General features: G+C 72.3%; 16 protein-coding genes. 13 read left to right on the plus strand and 3 right to left on the minus strand.

The window, feature by feature from the left end:
- Positions 1-124 precede the first annotated feature (124 nt).
- The 4 genes from C1I92_RS00340 to rhaS are packed head-to-tail and all read left to right on the plus strand — an operon-like array spanning position 125 to position 4,830.
- Positions 125-1,660: a sugar ABC transporter ATP-binding protein gene (locus C1I92_RS00340; RefSeq protein WP_111252660.1), complete on the plus strand. Its 1,536-nt coding sequence runs from the start codon at positions 125-127 to the stop codon at positions 1,658-1,660.
- Positions 1,657-2,697, plus strand: a complete 1,041-nt coding sequence (locus C1I92_RS00345) for an ABC transporter permease (protein ID WP_111252661.1) — start codon at positions 1,657-1,659, stop codon at positions 2,695-2,697. The genes C1I92_RS00340 and C1I92_RS00345 overlap by 4 nt, the downstream gene beginning before the upstream one ends.
- A complete protein-coding gene (locus C1I92_RS00350) occupies positions 2,687-3,739 on the plus strand; it encodes an ABC transporter permease (protein ID WP_111252662.1) in 1,053 nt (350 codons plus the stop codon). Before C1I92_RS00345 ends, C1I92_RS00350 begins: the two co-directional genes overlap by 11 nt.
- Positions 3,736-4,830, plus strand: coding sequence for a rhamnose ABC transporter substrate-binding protein (gene rhaS, locus C1I92_RS00355; protein ID WP_111252663.1), 1,095 nt, complete (start codon positions 3,736-3,738; stop codon positions 4,828-4,830). Before C1I92_RS00350 ends, rhaS begins: the two co-directional genes overlap by 4 nt.
- A 13-nt stretch (positions 4,831-4,843) precedes the next feature.
- On the opposite strand, the gene C1I92_RS00360 is transcribed toward rhaS, so the two are convergent.
- From C1I92_RS00360 to C1I92_RS00370, 3 genes are read right to left on the minus strand one after another with little or no spacing between them, the layout of a single operon-like run.
- On the minus strand, positions 4,844-6,184 hold the full coding sequence (locus tag C1I92_RS00360; protein WP_111252664.1) for a PHB depolymerase family esterase: 1,341 nt from the start codon (positions 6,182-6,184) through the stop codon (positions 4,844-4,846).
- A gap of 59 nt (positions 6,185-6,243) precedes the next feature.
- Entirely contained in the window at positions 6,244-7,830 is a 1,587-nt protein-coding gene (locus C1I92_RS00365) for a nucleoside hydrolase-like domain-containing protein (protein WP_199520813.1), read from the minus strand.
- Between the two features lie 26 nt (positions 7,831-7,856).
- Positions 7,857-9,413, minus strand: a complete 1,557-nt coding sequence (locus C1I92_RS00370; protein WP_111252665.1) for a DUF1593 domain-containing protein — start codon at positions 9,411-9,413, stop codon at positions 7,857-7,859.
- A 226-nt stretch (positions 9,414-9,639) separates the two neighbouring features.
- Here C1I92_RS00370 and C1I92_RS00375 point away from each other — a divergent pair, with 226 nt between their 5' ends.
- The 9 genes from C1I92_RS00375 to C1I92_RS00415 all read left to right on the plus strand — a co-directional run bounded on the left by C1I92_RS00375 (position 9,640) and on the right by C1I92_RS00415 (position 19,383).
- Positions 9,640-11,091 (plus strand): FGGY family carbohydrate kinase, encoded by a 1,452-nt coding sequence (locus tag C1I92_RS00375; protein WP_158563842.1) that lies wholly within the window; start codon positions 9,640-9,642, stop codon positions 11,089-11,091.
- Positions 11,088-11,750, plus strand: coding sequence for a DUF2291 family protein (locus C1I92_RS00380; protein WP_111252667.1), 663 nt, complete (start codon positions 11,088-11,090; stop codon positions 11,748-11,750). Before C1I92_RS00375 ends, C1I92_RS00380 begins: the two co-directional genes overlap by 4 nt.
- Positions 11,747-13,285, plus strand: coding sequence for a sugar ABC transporter ATP-binding protein (locus C1I92_RS00385; protein ID WP_111252668.1), 1,539 nt, complete (start codon positions 11,747-11,749; stop codon positions 13,283-13,285). Before C1I92_RS00380 ends, C1I92_RS00385 begins: the two co-directional genes overlap by 4 nt.
- A complete protein-coding gene (locus tag C1I92_RS00390) occupies positions 13,282-14,421 on the plus strand; it encodes an ABC transporter permease (RefSeq protein WP_199520814.1) in 1,140 nt (379 codons plus the stop codon). The genes C1I92_RS00385 and C1I92_RS00390 overlap by 4 nt, the downstream gene beginning before the upstream one ends.
- Before the next feature lie 7 nt (positions 14,422-14,428).
- Entirely contained in the window at positions 14,429-15,439 is a 1,011-nt protein-coding gene (locus tag C1I92_RS00395; RefSeq protein ID WP_111252765.1) for a D-ribose ABC transporter substrate-binding protein, read from the plus strand.
- A 74-nt stretch (positions 15,440-15,513) separates the two neighbouring features.
- The gene (locus C1I92_RS00400; RefSeq protein ID WP_438940512.1) at positions 15,514-16,512 is read left to right on the plus strand and encodes a sugar phosphate isomerase/epimerase family protein; all 999 of its coding nucleotides are present in this window, start codon (positions 15,514-15,516) and stop codon (positions 16,510-16,512) included.
- Positions 16,509-17,405, plus strand: a complete 897-nt coding sequence (locus tag C1I92_RS00405; RefSeq protein WP_111252669.1) for a transketolase — start codon at positions 16,509-16,511, stop codon at positions 17,403-17,405. The genes C1I92_RS00400 and C1I92_RS00405 overlap by 4 nt, the downstream gene beginning before the upstream one ends.
- Entirely contained in the window at positions 17,402-18,355 is a 954-nt protein-coding gene (locus tag C1I92_RS00410) for a transketolase family protein (protein WP_111252670.1), read from the plus strand. The genes C1I92_RS00405 and C1I92_RS00410 overlap by 4 nt, the downstream gene beginning before the upstream one ends.
- A gap of 41 nt (positions 18,356-18,396) precedes the next feature.
- Entirely contained in the window at positions 18,397-19,383 is a 987-nt protein-coding gene (locus tag C1I92_RS00415; protein WP_199520815.1) for a sugar-binding transcriptional regulator, read from the plus strand.

The following is a 19,383-nucleotide window of genomic DNA, read 5'->3' on the forward strand; positions in this document are numbered from 1 at the left end:
GACGCGCGACGGCCGGGTCGTCGTGGGTCACCCCTGTGACCAAAACGTTTCGTATCACGGCTTGACGCTGGCGGCGGAACGCTCGTAGTGTTCCAGCTCACAAGGTGAAACGATTCAGAGGTCAATGGGAGGCGCGAGTGTGGATCGTTCTCCGAACGGTGTAGTCGAACCCGTCGTCGCGCTCAGGGACGTGTCCAAGAGCTTCGGCGCCGTGCGGGCGCTGCGCGGCGCCAGACTCGAGCTGTTCACGGGCGAGGCGCACGCGCTCGTGGGCGAGAACGGCGCGGGCAAGTCGACACTGATCAAGGTGCTGGCGGGGGTCCACCGTCCGGACGGGGGCACGGTCGAGCTCGACGGCCAGGCGGTGGAGTTCGGCGGGCCCGGCGACGCCAGGGACGCCGGCATCGCGGTGATCTACCAGGAGCCCACGCTGTTCCCGGACCTCTCGGTGGCGGAGAACATCTTCGTCGGCCGGCAGCCGCGCGGCCGGTTCGGCCGGATCGACCGGGCGGCGATGCGGGCGGCGGCCGAGGCGTTGTTCGCGCGACTCGGCGTGCGCGTCGACCCGGACCGCCCGGCGCGCGGCATGTCCATCGCCGACCAGCAGCTGGTCGAGATCGCCAAGGCCATCTCGACGGACGCGCGGGTGCTGGTGATGGACGAGCCGACGGCCGCCCTGTCCGGGGTCGAGGTGGAGCGGTTGTTCGCCGTCGCCCGCTCGCTGCGCGACGGCGGCGCGGCGATCCTGTTCATCTCGCATCGTTTCAACGAGGTCGAGGCGCTCTGCCAGCGGGTCACGGTGATGCGCGACGGCGCGCACATCTCGACCGATCCGTTGTCCGACGTCACGGTCGACCAGATCGTGCGCCGGATGGTCGGCCGCGACCTCGGCGCCCTCTTCCCGGAGCGGACCGCCGAGCCGGGCGAGGTCGTCCTCGAGGTCGACGGGCTGAGCAACGAGGGCGTCTACAAGGACGTCTCGTTCGACGTCCGCGCCGGCGAGATCGTCGCGCTCGCCGGCCTCGTGGGCGCCGGCCGCTCGGAGGTCGCCCGGGCGATCTTCGGCGTCGACGCCCGCACGTCCGGCGCCGTGCGCGTCGCCGGACGCTCGCTGCCGGCCGGCAGGCCGCGCGCGGCCATGGCGGCCGGGATCGCGCTGGTGCCCGAGGACCGGCGGGAGCAGGGCCTGCTGCTCGACCTGTCGATCACCCGCAACGCCACGCTCCCGCGCACGCGGTCGCTGGCGACGCTGGGGTTCCTCACCGGCGCCTCCGAGCGGCGCTCGGCGCGGGAGTGGACCGGCCGGCTGCAGACGAAGTACGGCTCGCTCGGCGACCCGGCCGGCACCCTGTCGGGCGGCAACCAGCAGAAGGTCGTCCTGGCCAAGTGGCTGTCGACGCAGCCGAAGGTGCTGATCGTCGACGAGCCGACGCGCGGCATCGACATCGGCACGAAGGCCGAAGTGCACCGGCTGATGGCGCAGCTGGCGGCCGAGGGCGTGGCCGTCCTGATGATCTCGTCGGAGCTGCCGGAGGTGCTGGGGATGGCCGACCGGGTCCTCGTCATGCGGGAAGGGGAGCTCGTGGCGGACCTCCCGCGCGCCGAGGCGACCGAGGAGGCCGTGATGTTCGCGGCCACCGGGCAGCAGGAGGCGGCATGAGCCTGCTCTCCCCGCCGGCCGAGGAGCAGTCGCAGACGCGGACCGGGTCGAGCCGGCTCGACGCCGTCCTGCGCTTCCGCGAGCTCGGCCTCGTGCTGGCCCTGGTCGCCCTCGTCGCGGTGACGACGTCGGCGAACTCCCGGTTCCTGTCCCAGCAGAGCATCCGCGACGTCCTCCTGGCGACGGCGATCACGCTGCTGCTGGCCTGCGGCATGACGATGGTGGTCCTGACGAAGGGCATCGACCTGTCCGTCGGCTCGGTGCTCGGCCTGTCGGCGTTCGGGACGGCCACGCTGCTGAGCGAGTACCCGTCCCTGCCATGGCCGGTGGCGGGGCTGGTGGGCGTGGCGCTCGGCGCGGCGTGTGGGGCGGTGAACGGCGTCGTGATCGCCTACGGCCGGGTTCCCGCGCTCGTGGCGACGCTGGGCACCCTCTACGTGTTCCGCGGCATCGTCTACTTCTGGGCGGGCGGATCGCGGGTCAACGCCGGCGACCTGCCCCGCGACTTCCTCGACTTCGGCACCGGGCGGCTGCTCGGCGTCCCGTACCTGTTCCTGATCGGCGTGCTCGTCGTTCTGGTCGTCGGGCAGTACCTGGGCCGCTACCGCGGCGGCCGCGACCTCTACGCGATCGGGTCGAGCGAGGACGCGGCGCGGCTGGCGGGCGTCGCGATCAACCGGCGCCTGCTGCAGGTATACGTCGCCAGCGGCGCGCTGGCCGGGCTGGGCGGCGTGCTGCACGCGGCGAGGTACGGCACCGTCGACGCGTCGGCCGGCTCGGGGCTGGAGCTGAACGTCGTCGCGGCCGTCGTGGTCGGCGGGGTCGCGATCTTCGGCGGAAGTGGGACGGTCTACGGCGCCGCGCTCGGCGCGCTGCTGCTGACCGTCATCAACAACGCCCTGCCCGTCCTCGGCATCGACCAGTTCTGGCAGCGCGCGATCGTCGGCGCGCTGATCATCGCGGCGATCGCGCTGGACCGGCTGGTCGCGGTGCGCGTCGGCCGGTCGCTACGGAGGAAGGACTCCCATGTCGGCTGAACCCGCGCGGACCCGGCTGTCACTGGGCCGGCTGGCCACCTGGGACGTCGGCGTCGTGATCGTCACGGTCCTGACGATCGTCGTCGCGGCCGGCGCCGTCGAGCACTTCGGCACCACCCGCAACTTCGGCTTCCTGGTCCTGGACCTGGCGCCGATCCTGCTGCTGGCGCTGCCGATGACGCTGATCATCGTGACCGGCGAGATCGATCTCTCGGTCGCGAGCATGGTCGGCCTGACCAGCTCGCTCATGGGCGTGCTCTGGAACAACGGCGTGCCGCTGGAGACGATCATGCCGGTCTGCGTCCTCGTCGGCGCGGTGCTCGGCGCGGTCAACGGCTTCCTCGTGACGGGGCTGGGCCTGCCGTCGCTGGCGGTGACGATCGGCACGCTCGCGCTCTACCGCGGGCTGTCGTTCGTGCTGCTGGGCAACACCGCCGTCGCCGACTTCCCGCGCGACCACACCGCCTGGGCGATCGGCTCGATCGGCGAGTCGTGGCTGCCCAACGTCGTCATCCCGATCGTCGCGCTGGTGGCCGTCTTCGTCGTCGTGCTGCATGCGACGCCGATCGGTAGATCGGTCTACGCCGCCGGGGCGAACCCGACCGCGGCGGCCTTCTCCGGCATCGCCGTCGGGCGGCTGAAGTTCTGGCTCTACGTCACGTCGGGCACGGTCGCGGGCCTCGTGGGCGTGTTCTGGACCCTGCGGTTCTCCAGCGCCCGGGCCGACAACGCCGACGGGCTGGAGCTGACCGTCGTCGCGGCGGTGCTGCTCGGCGGCGTCTCCATCTTCGGCGGCCGGGGCACGCTGCCCGGCGTCGTGGCCGGCGTGGTGCTGCTCGCCTCGTTGCAGAACGCGCTCCGGCTGGCCGACGTGTCGACCGAGGCCCTGACCGTGGTGACCGGCTCCTTGCTCATCGTCTCCGTCCTCGCCCCCAACCTCACGAGCGCGATCCGCTCCGCGGCGCATCGCAGGCGGCGACCCCGTCCGCCGGACGAACCCATGCACCTGCTCTCACCGAAGCGAGAAAGGACAGCATCATGAAGACCAGCCGACTGCCGCTCCGCGGCCGGTTCGCACCGGTCGCCCTGGGCCTCACCCTGGCGCTGACCCTGGCCGCCTGTGGCGGCACCACCCAGGACGACGCCGACGACGAGGCGACCGCCGGCGGCGACGAGCCGGCGGCGACGGCCGACGCCGGCGGCGAGTTCGAGACCGGCCTGAGCATCGCCATGCTGCCCAAGTCGGTCAACAACCCCTACTTCGAGGCGTCCAGCACGGGCGCCGAGACCGCCGTCGGCGACCTCGAGGGCGAGTACGAGTACACCGGCCCGTCAGACACGTCGGCGTCGTCGCAGGTCAGCTACATCAACACGCTGAGCCAGCAGGCCGCGGACGTCATCCTGCTCTCCGCCAACGACCCGAACGCGCTGTGCTCGTCACTGGAGCAGGCCCGGGCCGCCGGCACCTCGGTCGTCACGTTCGACTCCGACGTCGACCCGAGCTGCCGCGACGCGTTCGTCAGCCAGGTCGACGGCGCCGAGGTCGGCCGCACGCTGATCGAGATGATGTCCGAGCAGATCGGCGGCGAGGGCCAGATCGCGATCCTGTCGGCGACGGCCAACGCGACGAACCAGAACGCCTGGATCGCGGTCATCGAGGACGAGCTCGCGAACAACCCCGACTACGCGAACATGGAGCTGGTCACGACCGTGTACGGCGACGACGAGGACGAGAAGTCGTTCCAGGAGACTCAGGGCCTGCTGCAGGCCAACCCGGAGCTCAAGGGGATCATCTCGCCCACGACGGTCGGCATCGCGGCGGCCGCGCGCTATCTGCAGGGCTCGGAGTACAAGGGCCAGATCGCGCTGACCGGCCTCGGGACGCCGAACCAGATGCGCGAGTTCGTCAAGGACGAGACCGTCACCGAGTTCGCCCTCTGGGACCCGACGGCGCTCGGCGAGCTCGCCGCCTACGCCGGCGCCGCCGTCGCCTCCGGCATCATCACCGGCGCCGAGGGCGAGACCTTCACCGCCGGCGAGCTGGGCGAGTACACCGTCGGCGCCGACGGCGTCATCGTGCTTGGCCCGCCGACGCGGTTCAACGCCGGCAACATCGACGATTTCGACTTCTGACGGCGGGACCCCGTCACGACGGGGACCGCTGCTCGAACAGCCAGTCGAGGATCGTGTCGTTGGTGTAGGTCGGGATCCAGGAGCCGTGGCTGAACAGGGGCGTCGTGCTGGCCGGGAAGGTGGTGAACAGGTGCCGGCTGCCGGCCGCCGACGCTCGAGCGCGGGCGTCGGCGGCGTTCGCCTCCTGCGCCGCGTCCGGCGCGGTGCCCGGCCACTCGCTCCACGTGACCGGGAGGCCGGCGGCCTCCAGCGCGGTGAAGATGCGGAAGTCCGACCCGGGCGCGTCGTAGCGCACGATGAAGTCGTCGGCCGAGTGCAGCGCCCAGATCGGCAGGTCGCCGAGGGTGGCGACGGCGGCCGCCTCGTCGCCGGCGCCGCAGACCAGCAGTGCGCCGGCGAACAGGCCGCGGTGCTCGGGCAGCAGCGCCCAGGATCCGTACGAGCCCATCGACAGGCCGGTCAGGTACACCCGGCTCGGGTCGATCTCCGGATGCTCGGCGATCGTCGACCGCACCAGGTCGACGACCGCCGCCTGCGCCTCGGGCCGCCACCAGCCACCGGCGCCGGGCGCGGCCTGGGCGGCCTGCGGCGAGAGCACGAAGGAGGGGTGCCGCGCCTGCCGGTCCGGGTGGGCGAACGCGACGGAGATCTGGTTGCCGGCGATCTGCGCGAAGTTGTCCGAGCCGCTCTCGCCGTGCCCGTGCAACGTCACGACCAGCGGATACTGCCGGCCCGGCCGGGTCCTCGGGCTGAACAGGCGGTACGGCAGCGTCGTGCCGGACGGCGCGGCGAAGCTGCCGGCGGCGTAGTCGTCGACGATCGGGTTGCGCACGCCGCTGCTGGCGACCGGCTGCGGATCGGCCGCCAGCGTCTGCGACGGCGCCACGATGTCCTCGACCTGCCTCACCTCGTAGGCGCCGGTGAGGTCGTAGAAGCGGGTGAAGGTCTGGTTGTAGGCGCCCGCCGCGAGCGGGTCGGCCGGGTCGAGCTCGAGGACGATGTAGCGGCCGGGGCGCTGCCGCTCGGCGACCTCCGGCGCGTTGGTGCTGTAGGCGTCGACGACGGTGCGCACGCCGATGCGGGGCTCGGCGCCGGGGCGGGCGAGCGTCACCGCGACGTCGAAGGCGTCCTCGTCGACGTCGGTGCGGCCGAGGCGGACGATGCCGTCGTACTCGATCGCCACGGCGACGACCTTGTAGCCGACCGGCGTCACCTCGGTGATGACGGTCGCGTCGACGGCCCGTACGTCGCGGCCGCCGTCCGGCGCCGCCGTCGCCGCGGTTCCCGTGGCCGCGGCGCCGCCGGCCACGAGCGCCAGGGCCAGCCCGGCGCGGAGGATGATCGAACCCTGCACTGTCCGCTCCTCTCGTGGTGCCGGCCGGGCCACGTGGGGTGACCCGGCCGGCGCGGGGATCAGTTCTGCGCGCAGCCGCCCGGCCCGCCGGGGCCCATCGGGTCGCGCTGGTCGGCGACGGTCACGACGACGCGCTGGTAGTGCGTGAGCGCCGGGGTGCCGTCGTCGGTGGCCTCCATGATGAGGTGGATGGTCTGGCCGGGCTGGGCGTCGGCGGGCACCCGGAACCGGGTGACGCCGCCGGGGTTGGTGGTGAGCTCGACCGTGCCCGGGTAGGTGCCGGCCTCGCGGTACTGCCACCACTCGACGGTGACGGCGTCGCCGTCGCGGTCGGTGGCCCGCGGGTTCAGCACGACCGGCTGGCCGGGCCGGCGGGTGAGGTCCAGGCCCTGCGCGACGCAGGTGCGCGGCGCGTGGTTGGTCTCGTCGACGCCCTTGACCGTCCACTGCATGCGGGCGGCGAAGTCGTTCTGGAAGTCGGAGAACCAGCGCGCGGCCGGGTAGTCGCGCGGGGTGGCGCCGGTCTCGTCGGCGTCCAGCGCGCCCCGGTTGGACCACCGGTTCGGGTCGGTCGGGCTGACGATCTGCCGGCCGCCCCAGCCGCCCCAGCGCGGGTCCTGCCAGTTGCGCAGCCCGTTGTCGATCAGCAGCGCGAAGTTGGAGGAGTCGCCCTCGGAGATCCACGAGCCCTTCGCCTGCGGCGGCGTCCAGACCAGGTAGCCCATCGCCCGCAGCTCGTCGGCGGTGTAGCCGGACAGCCCGAAGTAGTCCTCGTCGTCGAACCCGGCCGCCATCTGCTTGCCGTCGCCCCAGACCCGATAGGCCGCACCCATAGGGCCGACGTCGGAGACGTTCGCCTTCGTCCACTCCGGCGAGTGGTAGAACGCGTCGGCCGGCTTGGCGACGCCGCGCGAGCCGTAGCCCCAGATCGACGTCGCGACCTCGCGGTTCTGCAGGTCCGGCCAGTTCGGCTTGATGTAGGTGGCGAATGTGGTGTCCTGCTGGCCGAAGCTGGTGAGGACCGCCTTGTCGACGACCTTCTGGTAGATCTCGTCCCACTGCGGCGTGCCGCGGTACTCGTCCTCGATCGACTTCAGCGCCCGCGCGATGGTGTTCGGGCCGCCCCACGCCTGCAGGAACACCTGGCCGGGCTCGTCGTCGAGCAGGACCTCCTTGATCAGGTCCGAGCCCGGGGTGTCGGCGGCCATGTCGCCGACGTTGACGATGTTGCCGGTGCGGATGAGCGAGCGCAGGTGCGCCGGCGTCGGGTAGTTCGCGTCGTGCTGGACGAGGTTCGGGTAGACCTCCGCGTAGGCGTCGACCGCCTCGTCGATGTGCAGCCGGGCGCCGGGCACGGGCCAGCGATGCGGCGCCAGGCCGATCGCCGGGTCGCCGAGATAGTGGTGCTGGCTGGCCGAGTACACCAGCCCGACCAGGTTGATCTCGTTGCTGTAGAGCAGCATCCGCAGCATGGAGTTGAGGTCGTCCAGCTCCGGGTCGGTGGTGACGATCGTGCGCGGCGGCGCGATCGGCGCGGACGGCGACGGCGCCGGCGGGGCGGCGGTCGCGGGGGCCGCCGCGGCGACGAGGCCGAGGACGGCGACGCCGGCGACGAGTGCGCGGCGTAAGCGGGTGCGGTGGTTCACTGGTACCTCCGTATGGACGGGTCGGGTCAGCGGACGGTGACGATGACGCGCTGGTAGTGCGTCAGCGCGGGGGAGCCGTCGTCGGTGGCCTCGAGGATCAGATGGATGGTCTGGCCGGGCCGGGCGTCGGCGGGCACGCGGAATCGGGTGACGCCGGCGGGGCTCGTGGTCAGCTCGACGGTGCCGGGGTAGGTGCCGGCCTCGCGGTACTGCCACCAGTCGACGGTGACGGCGTCGCCGTCCGGGTCGGTGACCCGCGGGGTGAGGACGACCGGCTGGCCGGGCTTGCGGGTGAGGTCGAGGCCCTGCGGGACCCGGGCGCGCGGGTTGTGGTTGGCAGCGGCGAAGTCGCTGACACCCCAGTCGGCGCGGGCGGCGAAGTCGTTCTGGATGGCCCGGACCCAGCGGGTCTGCGGGTAGCTGCGGTCGTTCTGCCCGGTGAAGGGGTTGAGGTCTGAGGTGTCGAGCCAGCCGTAGCCGACCTCGGCGAACCGGCCACCCCAGCCGCCCCACGTGGGGTTCTCCTGCGCACGCAGCCCGTTGAAGTCGAGCAGGTGCAGGAACGCGGGGGAGTCGCCCTCGGAGATGAAGTCGTACCGGTCGTACTGCTCGTACTGCCCGCCGGGCGCGATCGACTCCGCGGTCCAGCGGATGTCGCGGTCCTCGCCGGGCACCGGCTTCTCGTCGCCGTAGGTCCGGTACCGCTCGAGCAGGTTCCCGTGGCCCTCGAGGAAGTTCGACAGCATGTAGTCGCCCCGCAGGAGGTGCTGGTCCGGGCCCGGCACGGTGCGGTCCCAGGCGTAGGCGAAGCTCCAGAACTGGCTCTGGTTGTCGATGATCCGGACGTCCGGCCAGGTCGGCCGGATGTAGTCGGCCAGCGTGTTGTCCTGGTTGAGGATGTTGTAGATCACCAGCTTGTCCGAGATCTGCTCCTGCAGCGCCGCCCATCCCGGCGTGCCTGCGTGGTCCAGTTCGATCGACCGCAGCGCCCGCGCGAGCGTGTTCAGGCCGCCCCAGGTCTGGACGTAGACCGGGCCTGGCTCGTCGTCGATCAGCACCGACTTGATGAGGTCCGACCCCTCGGTGTCCTTCGACATGTCGCCGCTCCAGTCGACGTTGCCGATCCGGTAGATGCTGCGCAGGTAGTCGGGCGTGGGGTAGCCGTCGGCGTGCCGGACGAGGTTCGGGTAGATCTCCTCGTACCGGTCGATGTACTCGTCGACCCACTCCGTGCCGGTCCAGCGCCAGGGCTCGGTGCAGGGGCCGCGGCCGGCCCAGCCGCCGCACGCCGTGGGACCGGCTGGCGCGTCGGGGTCCTCGCCGCGCCAGTGGAAGATCGAGCTGGAGTAGACGATGCCCTCGAGGTCGAACTCGTTCGCGTAGTACAGGAAGCGGATGAACGAGTCCATGTCGTCCACCTCGCCGTCCTGCGTGATGATCGTGCGCGGCTTCGGCGCCGGGGAGCCGGCCGGCTCCCCGGCCGGCTCCCCGGACGCGGTGACGCCGCCCAGCCCCAGTGGGGCCAGCAGGCCGGCCAGGGCGGCGCCCAGGACGATCCGGCGCAGCCGCCTGTTGTCGCTCATCGTGCCCTCCTCATGCGCTGGTCTTCGGTGACCGCTGACGGGGTGGAGCGAGCGTGCTGAATAGAATTTCAAGCCTGCAAAGAGATGTCTCAGACATTAATCGCTCGTTGCCGCGACGTGTCAAGACCGGGATCGGGGTTGCCGCGAATGCTTGACACGGCAATGTCGGCCGCACAGTATGGGTGCAGATTGTTTCAGTGTTGAAAATCTATTCAGGGACGGGCTGATGCCACACGCGCTCCTGTCGATCGATCAGGGCACCACGAACACCAAGGCGTTGCTCGTGGCCGAGGACGGCCGCGTGCTCGCCTACGGCTCCAGCGCGGTGCCGCTCGACCTGCCGCGCCCGGCCTGGTTCGAGCAGGACGCCGACGTCATCTGGGCCAGTGTGCTCGACGCGGCGGCGCAGTGCCTGGCCGCGGCCCCGGAGGCCGACGTCGCAGGCGTCACCGTCTCGGCGCAGCGCGAGTCGGTGGTCGCCTGGAGCCGGTCGACCGGCCGGCCGCTGTCGCCGGTGATCGGCTGGCAGGACGGGCGGACGACGGAGTTCTGCGCGCGGCTGGCCGCTGGCGGCGCCGCCGAGGAGGTCCGGGCGCGCACCGGGCTGCGGCTGGACCCGATGTTCTCCGCGCCGAAGCTGCGCTGGCTCGTCGACTCGGCCGACCTGGGCCACGACGCGTGTCTGGGCACCGTCGACGCGTATCTCGTGCACCGGCTGACCGGCGGCGCGGTGTTCGCGACGGAGATCGGCTGCGCGTCGCGGACGCTGCTGCTCGACATCCGCAAGGGCGCCTGGAGCCCGGAGCTGCTGGAGCTGTTCGGCGTCGCGCCGGAGCTGCTGCCGGAGGTGCGCGGCTCGGCCGACGGCTTCGGTGTGACGGCCGGCTTCGGCGCCGTGCCCGACGGCGTCCCGGTGCGGGCCGTTCTCGGCGACTCGCACGCCGCGCTCTACGCGCAGGGCTGCCACACGCCGGGCACCGCGAAGGCCACCTACGGGACCGGGTCGTCGGTGATGGCGCCGGCCGACGGCGTCGACGGGTTCTCCGACCGGCTGTCGACGACGCTGGCCTGGCAGCTCACCGAGCCGGTCGCGGCGCTGGAGGGCAACATCCTCGCCACCGGCGCCGCCCTGGAGACGACCGCCGGACTGGTCGGCGCCGACGGCGGCGAGTCGGTCGCGGCGCTCGCGGCGACGGTCGCCGACGCGGGCGGGCTGGTCATGGTCCCGGCGTTCGCCGGGCTGGCCGCGCCGCACTGGGACCGCGGCGCACGTGGGCTGCTGCTCGGGCTGGCCCGGGACACGTCGCCGGCGCACGTGGCGCGGGCCGCGATCGACGCCGTCGCGCATCAGGTCTGCGACGTCGTCGAGGTGATCGACGAGGAGAGCGCGCCGCTGACCGAGCTGCGCGCCGACGGCGGCGGCAGCCGCAGCGAGCTGCTCATGCAGACGCAGGCCGACCTGCTCGGCCGGCCGGTGACGGTCGCCGCGACGTCGGAGCTGTCCGCGCTGGGCGTGGCCCAGCTGGCCTGGTCGGCCGGGCGCGGCGACGCCGGCCCGCCGCCGGCGCCGGTCGCGCGGGTGTACGAGCCGCGGCTGGACGCGGCCCGCCGGGAGGAAGCGCGGGCCGGCTGGCGCGACGCGGTGCGGCGGTCGAGCGGGACGGAGGCACGGCGATGAGCGCGACGCACGCGACGGCGACCTGGTGGCGTCGCCCGCCGGTGCTGGCCGGCGCCGCCGGGGTCGTGCTGGTGGCGCTGATGCTGCTGGACACCCGGTTCGTCTCGGCCGGCGAGGAGGCGCAGGCCGCCGACACCGCCGTCGAGTACGCCGAGCAGAACTACGAGAGCGCGGTCGTGCCGGCCGTCGAGGACGCGGCGACGCCGCTGGCCGAGCTGGTCACCGCGATCGTCGCCGACCCGGAGGCCGCGGGGGAGGAGTACGGGCACCGCGAGGACGACGGCAAGCCGTACTCGTACGCCACCCAGGCCACCGGCACCCTGGTCGAGGGCGGCTTCGGCGAGGTCGGCCTGGAGGTCTCGGGGCTGCCCGACGGCATCACGGCCGGGGTCGCGATCCCGCCGCTGGGCTCGTCGACGGCGCTGCGCGACGCCGGCGCGGACGTCAGCTTCGGCGACTTCGTCAACCAGACCGAGTACCAGAACGTCGCCATCGAGCTGAACGCGCAGGCCGTCGAGCACGTGTACGAGGGCCTGGACCTAGCGTCGATGGTCGGGCAGACGGTCGAGGTCACCGGCGCGTTCACCTGGTCGTCGGACACCGGCGGCGAGGTCGACCACGTGACGATCGTGCCGGTGGCGATCGAGGTGGCGCCATGAGCGACGTCGTCATGCGCGCGCAGTCGGTCAGCAAGGTCTACGGCGGCACGCACGCGCTGCGCGGCGTGGACTTCGAGGTCCGCGCAGGCCGGGTCGTCGCGCTGCTCGGCGAGAACGGCGCCGGCAAGTCGACGCTGATGAAGATCCTGGCGGGCGTGGAGCAGCCGACCACGGGGCGGCTGGAGCTCGACGGCGAGCCGGTGCGGTTCGAGTCGCCGTCCGACGCCGTCGGTCGGGGCGTGGCGATCATCCACCAGGAGCTGAACCTCTGCCCGAACCTGTCCGTCGCCGACAACATCTTCATGGGCCGCGAGCGCGGCCGGGCCGGTTTCGTCGACTACGCCGAGCAGCGCGAGCTGGCCCGGGCGCTGTTCGAGCGGCTGGAGGAGCCGATCGACCCGCGCCGCCCGGTCGGCGAGCTGCGGCTGGGCCAGCAGCAGCTGGTCGAGATCGCCCGCGCGCTCAGCGAGGACGCCCGCGTGCTGGTCATGGACGAGCCGACGTCGGCGCTGTCGGCGGCCGAGGTGCAGGTGCTGTTCCGGGTGATCCGCGACCTCACCGCGCACGGCGTCGCGATCGTCTACATCTCGCACCACCTCGACGAGTGCCTGGAGATCGCCGACGACGCGGTCGTCCTGCGCGACGGCGCGGTCGTGGCGCAGGCGCCGATGCGCGACGTCGACCTGTCCTGGATCGTCGAGCACATGGTCGGGCGCGACCAGAGCGATCTCTACGCGCCGATGGCGTTCGCGCCGGGCGAGCCGCTGCTGGAACTGCGCGACGTCGTCGTCGCCGACCCCGAGAACGCCGGCCGACTGGCCGTCCGCGGCGTCACGCTCACCGTCCACGAGGGCGAGGTCGTCGGCCTCTACGGCCTGATGGGCGCCGGGCGGACCGAGCTGCTGGAGGCGCTGGCCGGCCGCAACGAGGTCGTGTCCGGCGAGATCCGGCTGGCCGGGACGCCGCTGACCGGGCTGAGCATCGCCGAGCGGATCCGGCGCGGCCTGGCCCTGGTCCCGGAGGACCGCCAGCGCGACGGGCTGGTGCAGGCGCTCAGCGTCGGGCGGAACCTGTCGCTCGCGGCGCTGGGCGGGTTCCTCAAGGGCCTGGTGCTGAACAAGCGGTCGGAGTCGGCGGCCGTCGACCGGATGATGTCCGCGGTGCGGGTGAAGGCGGCCGGGCCGGACGCGGAGATCGGCTCGCTGTCCGGCGGCAACCAGCAGAAGGTCGTCGTCGGGAAGGTCCTCATGACCGCGCCGCGGGTCATCGTGCTGGACGAGCCCACCCGCGGCATCGACGTGGGCGCGAAGGCCGACATCTTCGCCCTCATGGCCGGGCAGGCCAAGGAGGGCCGCGGGGTGCTGTTCGCCACCTCCGAGGTCGAGGAGGTGCTGCATGCCGCCGACCGGATCGTCGTCCTGTCCCGCGGGCGCGTGGCCGGCGAGTTCGACCCCAGGACCACCACACGCGAGGACGTCATGGCCGCCTCCGGCGAGTCCCTGGACGACCCCACCACGAACGGAGGACGCCGGTGAGCACGACGGCGAAGGAACGGACCGACGTCGAGCGCGACCGGTCCGCGCGGATCTCCGAGCGCAAGCGGGGGTGGGGGGAGTTCCTGCTCGACCAGCGGGCGTTCGTCGCGCTGATCGTGCTGGTGATCGTGTTCAGCCTGCTGTCGGACAACTTCCTGGACCCGTCGAACCTGGTCACGATGACCCGGCACGTCGCCTACAACGCGATCCTCGCGCTCGGGATGCTGCTGGTGATCACGACGGCCGGGATCGACCTGTCGATCGGCTCGACCGTCGGGCTGTCCGGGGTGGTCGCGGGCCTGCTGCTGCAGGGCTGGGAGCTGTCGCTGTTCGACACGACGGCCTACCCGGCGGTGTGGGTCGTCGTCGTCATCTCGCTGGCGATCGGCGCGGCGGTGGGAGCGCTCAACGGCATCCTCATCACCAGGTTCAACGTCGCGCCGTTCATCGCAACGCTGGGCACGATGTACATCGCGCGGGGCGCGGCGCTGCTGATCTCCGACGGCGCCACGTTCCCGCGGTTGCAGGGCGACCCGGCTCTGGGCAACACCGGGTTCGACTTCTTCGGCACCGGACGGCCGCTCGGCATCCCGACGGCGATCTGGATCATGGTCGTGTTCGCGATCCTGATCGGGTTGCTGATGACCAGGACGCGGTTCGGCCGCTGGGTCTACGCGACCGGCGGCAACGAGCGGGCCGCCGACCTCGCCGGCGTCCCCGTCCGCGTCGTGAAGATGCGCGTCTACATGATCTCCGGGGTCTGCGCGGCCATGGCCGGGCTGATCATCGCCTCGGAGCTGACGTCGGCGGCGCCGCAGACCGGCAACACCTTCGAGCTCAACGCGATCGCGGCCGTCGTCATCGGCGGCGCCTCGCTGGCCGGCGGGCGGGGCACCGTCAAGGGCGCGCTGATCGGCGCGTTCGTCATCGGCTTCCTGTCCGACGGTCTGGTCATGGTCGGCGTCTCCAGCTTCTGGCAGATGGTGATCAAGGGCCTGGTCATCGTGCTCGCGGTCATGCTCGACCGCGGCCAGGAGCGGCTGAAGGAGGCCAGGGCGGCGGCGGCCGCGGCCCAGAGCCTGCGCAAGGACCTCGCGGCCGCCACCCCTCCATCCACGTCACACCACGAGAGATGAGGAAATGATGCGACGTACGCTCCGCAACGGCGCGGGCCTGATCGCCGCCCTGACGGCGCTGGTCCTCGCGGGCTGCTCGGACAGCTCCAGCTCGACATCGTCGGAGAGCTCCGGCCCGTCGGAGGCGGCCACCACGGCCGCCGGCGAAGCCGGCGGCCTGATCGCGGTCATCACGCCCTCGCACTCCAACCCGTTCTTCAAGGCCGAGGCCGACGCCGCCGTGGCCAAGGCGGAGGAGCTGGGCTACGAGGCGCAGGCCGACTCGCACGACGACGACCCGAACCGGCAGAGCGAGCTGATCGACGCCGCGATCGCCAACGACGCGAAGGCGATCGTGCTCGACAACGCCGGTGCCGACGTGACCATCGGCGCGGTGCAGAAGGCGGAGGAGGCGGGCATCCCGGTGTTCCTCATCGACCGCGAGATCAACGAGACCGGCATCGCGAAGGCGCAGATCGTCGCGAACAACTCGCAGGGCGCCGGCCTGGTCGCCGAGGCGTTCGTCGAGGCGCTGGCCGGCGAGGGCACCTACATCGAGCTGGTCGGCCGCGAGACCGACACCAACGCGCAGGTGCGCTCCGACGCCTTCCACGCCGTCATCGACCAGTACGCCGGCATGACGCAGGTGGCCCGCGAGACGGCGAACTGGGACCAGCAGGAGGCGTTCACCAAGGTCGAGACGCTGCTGCAGACCAACCCCGACGTCAAGGGCATCATCGCCGGCAACGACACGATGGCGCTGGGCGCCGTCGCCGCCGTCGACGCGGCCGGGCTCACCGGCCAGGTCGTCATCGCCGGCTTCGACGGCAGCCCCGACGCAGTCCAGGCGATCACCGACGGCAAGCTGCTGGCCACGGGGCTGCAGCCGGCCGTCCAGATCGCCGAGCTGGCGGTCGAGCAGGCCGACCAGTACATCCGCACCGGCGACACCGGCGCGGAGGAGAAGCAGTCCATCGACTGCGTGCTCATCACCGCCGAGAACGTGGACCGCTACACGCTGTTCGCGATGTCGGACTGACCGGCGCGGCGGGCGCGCCGGCCAGCCCGGCGCGCCCGTCACCACCCGTCGCGACCCGAGAGAGACAGGAACTGATGACCATGCGGGAACTCCCACGGTTCGGTGCGGGCCTGTGGCACTTCGCCAGCTACCTGGACCGCTACGCCGTCGACGGCTACGGGCCGCCGCGCACGACGCTGGACGCGATCGAGCTGGCCGGCTCAGTGGGCGAGCTGTCCGTCGTCGACCTCAACTACCCGTTCACACCGGGCGTGGGGCTGGACGAGGTGAAGGACGCGCTGGCTCGGGCCGGGCTGTCCGCGATCGGCATCACGCCGGAGATCTACCTGCGCCGCTGGGCCAAGGGCGCGTTCACCAACCCCGACGCCGGCGCACGGGCGGCGGCGCTGGACCTGATGAGCGAGGCCGCGGACGTCGTGCGCGAGCTGGGCGCGGACTACGTGAAGATCTGGCCCGGCCAGGACGGCTGGGACTACCCGTTCCAGGTCAACCACCACGACGTGTGGAAGCTGGCCGTCGACGGCATCGCCGACCTGGCCGGCCGGCACCCGGACCTGAGGTTCGCCATCGAGTACAAGCCGCGCGAGCCGCGGGTCAAGATGCTCTGGGACTCCGCCGCGCGCACGATCCTCGGCATCCAGCAGACCGGCCGCGACAACATCGGCGTGCTGCTCGACTTCGGCCACTCGCTCTACGGCGGCGAGTCGCCGGCCGACGCCGCCCAGCTGCTGATCGACCACGGCCTGCTCTACGGCATGGACGTCAACGACAACCTGCGCGGCTGGGACGACGACCTCGTGGTCGGCACCGTGCACCTGACGGAGATCTTCGAGTTCTTCCACACGCTGCGGATCAACGACTGGAACGGCGTCTGGCAGCTGGACCAGTTCCCCTTCCGTGAGGACAGCGTCGACGCCGCGCGCACGTCGATCCGCTTCCTCAAGGCGGTGCACCGCGCGCTGGACCTGCTCGACGTCGACGCGCTGACCGAGGCGCAGGCCCGGCAGGACGCGATGGCTGCCCAGCGGCTGGTGCAGGACGCGCTCCTGCAGTCCATGGCGGGTGACCGATGACGGGATCCGCCGCGACGGCCGCTCCGGCGGACGCGCTGCCGGTGTTCGGCCGGGTCGGCGCCGAGGCCGGGCGCGAGGCCGTCCTCGCCCACCTGGCGGAGGCGGCGCGGGCCGTGCGCCGGCGCGACATCCAGCTGGTGCACGAGGCCGGCCAGGGGCACATCGGCGGCGAGTTCTCCGTCACCGACATCCTCGTCACCCTGTACATGCACGTGCTCAACGTGTCGCCGGAGCGCCCGGACGACCCCGAGCGCGACCGGCTGATCCTGTCCAAGGGGCACGCGGCCGCCGCGCTGTACACCGTCCTGGCCGCCCGCGGGTTCATCGGGGTTGACGAGCTGCGCTCGTTCGTGCAGCCGCTGTCGCGCCTCAACGGGCACCCGGCCCGGACCAAGATCGAGGCGGTCGAGGCGTCGACCGGGCCGCTCGGGCACGGGCTGCCGATCGCCGTCGGCACCGCCGTCGCGGGCCGGATGGACGGGTCGCCGCGGCGCACGTTCGTCGTGCTCGGCGACGGCGAGCTGCAGGAGGGCTCGAACTGGGAGGCGCTGATGACGGCGGGCAACCGCCGGCTGGACCGCCTCGTCGCCGTCGTCGACCGGAACCGCCTGCAGCAGGGCGCCCGGGTCGCCGACACCAACGACCTGGAGCCGCTCGCCGACAAGGCCCGCGCGTTCGGCTGGGAGGTCGTGGAGGCGGACGGGCACGACCACGGCGCGCTGGTCGACGCGTTCGCCGCCGTCCCCGCCGCGTCCGGCCGCCCCACCATGATCGTCGCGCACACCGACAAGGGCTACCCGGTCAGCTACATGCGCGACCAGGTGTCGTGGCACCACAAGGTCCCGACCGCCCAACACGTCCAGATCGCCCTCGATGAGCTGGGAACCACATGACCACCGCACTGGAACGACCACTGCACGACTGCCGCGACACCTGGGCCGCGACACTGGTCGACCTCGCCCGGCACGACCCGCGGATCGTCGCCGTCGTCAACGACTCGGTCGGGTCGAGCAAGCTGACCGGCTTCCTCGACGAGTTCCCGGACCGGCTCGTCAACGTCGGCATCGCCGAGCAGGACATGGTCGGCATCGGGGCCGGCCTGGCCAACGGCGGCAAGATCCCGTTCGTGTCGGCGGCGGCCTGCTTCCTCACCGCGCGGGCGCTGGAGCAGATCAAGGTCGACGCCGCCTACTCGCAGTACAACGTCAAGCTGATCGGCCAGAGCCCCGGCATGGCCTACGGCGAGCTGGGCCCGACGCACCACTCGATCGAGGACCTCGCCTGGCTGCGCGCGATCCCCGGGCTGAGCGTCGTCGTGCCGGCCGACCCGCGCGAGACCGAACAGGTGATCCGGTGGGCGGCCGCACACACCGGGCCGGTGTTCGTCCGGGTCAGCCGGATGCCGGTGCCCGACGTCATGCCCGCGGACTACGAGTTCGTCCCCGGGCGGGCCGTGCTGCTGCGCGAGGGCTCCGACGTCACCATCGCCGCCACCGGCACCGTCGTGTCGCGGGCTCTGGAGGCGGCCGAACTGGCGGAGGCCGAGGGCATCTCGGTGCGGCTGCTCGCCGTCCCCACCATCAAGCCGTTCGACACCGACGCGATCGTGCGCGCGGCGCGCGAGACCCGCGGCATCGTCACGATGGAGGAGGCGACCGTCGTCGGCGGCCTCGGCGGTGCTGTCGCGGAGACCGTCGTGCGGCACCAGCCGGCGCCCGTACGCACCCTCGGCGTGCCGGACGAGTTCGCGCCCACCGGGTCCGCGTCGTGGCTGCTCGACCACTACGGCGTGTCCGCGGAAGGCGCGCTCGAAGCATGCCGGGATTTGTTGGGTCGGGCATAGAATCCATTCAGCCCTGAATGATCAGACCGGATGGGAGCGCCGTGACCGGACTCGACGCCACGAAGACGCGGGTCGTCGGTCGTCCGGGCGAGCAGTTGCGGCTCATGGCCAAGATCGCCCGCATGTACCACCTGCGGGGGATGCGGCAGAACGAGATCGCCGCCGAGCTGCACCTCTCGCAGGCGCGGGTGTCGAGGCTGCTCAAGCGCGCCGCCGAGGTCGGCATCGTCCGCACCACCGTCATCGCACCGCCGGGCGTGCAGACCGAGCTCGAGGAGCAGCTGGAGCAGCGCTACCAGCTGCAGGAGGCCGTCGTCGTGAACGTCAGCGGCGACGAGGAGGCGGTCATCCCGGCCATCGGCGCCGCCGCGGCCGTCCACCTGGAGAACACCCTCATGGGGTCGGAGGTGGTCGGCATCTCCACCTGGAGCGCGAACCTGCTGGCCACCGTCGAGTCCATGCGGCCGGCCACCACCCGCGTCGTGGAGAAGGTCGTGCAGCTCATGGGCGGCATGGGCGACCCCATCGCCCAGGTCGAGGCCACCCGCATCATGACGGCGTTCTCCAGCGCCACGGGCGCGGACCCGGTGTTCCTGGCCGCGCCGTGCCTGCTCGGCAGCGCCAGCGCCCGCGACATCCTCACCGCCGACCCGACGCTGACCCGCGTCACCGCGCTGTGGGACGAGCTGACCACCGTGCTGGTCGGCGTGGGCACGCTGGAGCCGTCGCCGCTGCTGCGCAGCAGCGGCAACGCCGTCGCGCCGGACGACCAGGCCATGCTGCGCGGCGCGGGCGCCGTCGGCGACGTCTGCATGCGCTTCTTCGACGCCGACGGCAAACCCGTCGACTCCTCGCTGGACGAGCGGATCATCGGCATCCGCGAGTCGCAGCTGCGGGCCGTGCCGCGGCGCATCGGCGTCGCGGGCGGGCTGCGCAAGCTCACCGCGCTGCGCGGCGCCCTTCACGGCGGCTGGATCAACGTCCTCGTCACCGACATCGACACCGCCCAGGCGCTGCTGGAGTCGTGA

The sequence above is a fragment of the Jiangella anatolica genome, from assembly GCF_003236295.1.
Classification (GTDB): Bacteria; Actinomycetota; Actinomycetes; order Jiangellales; family Jiangellaceae; genus Jiangella; species Jiangella anatolica.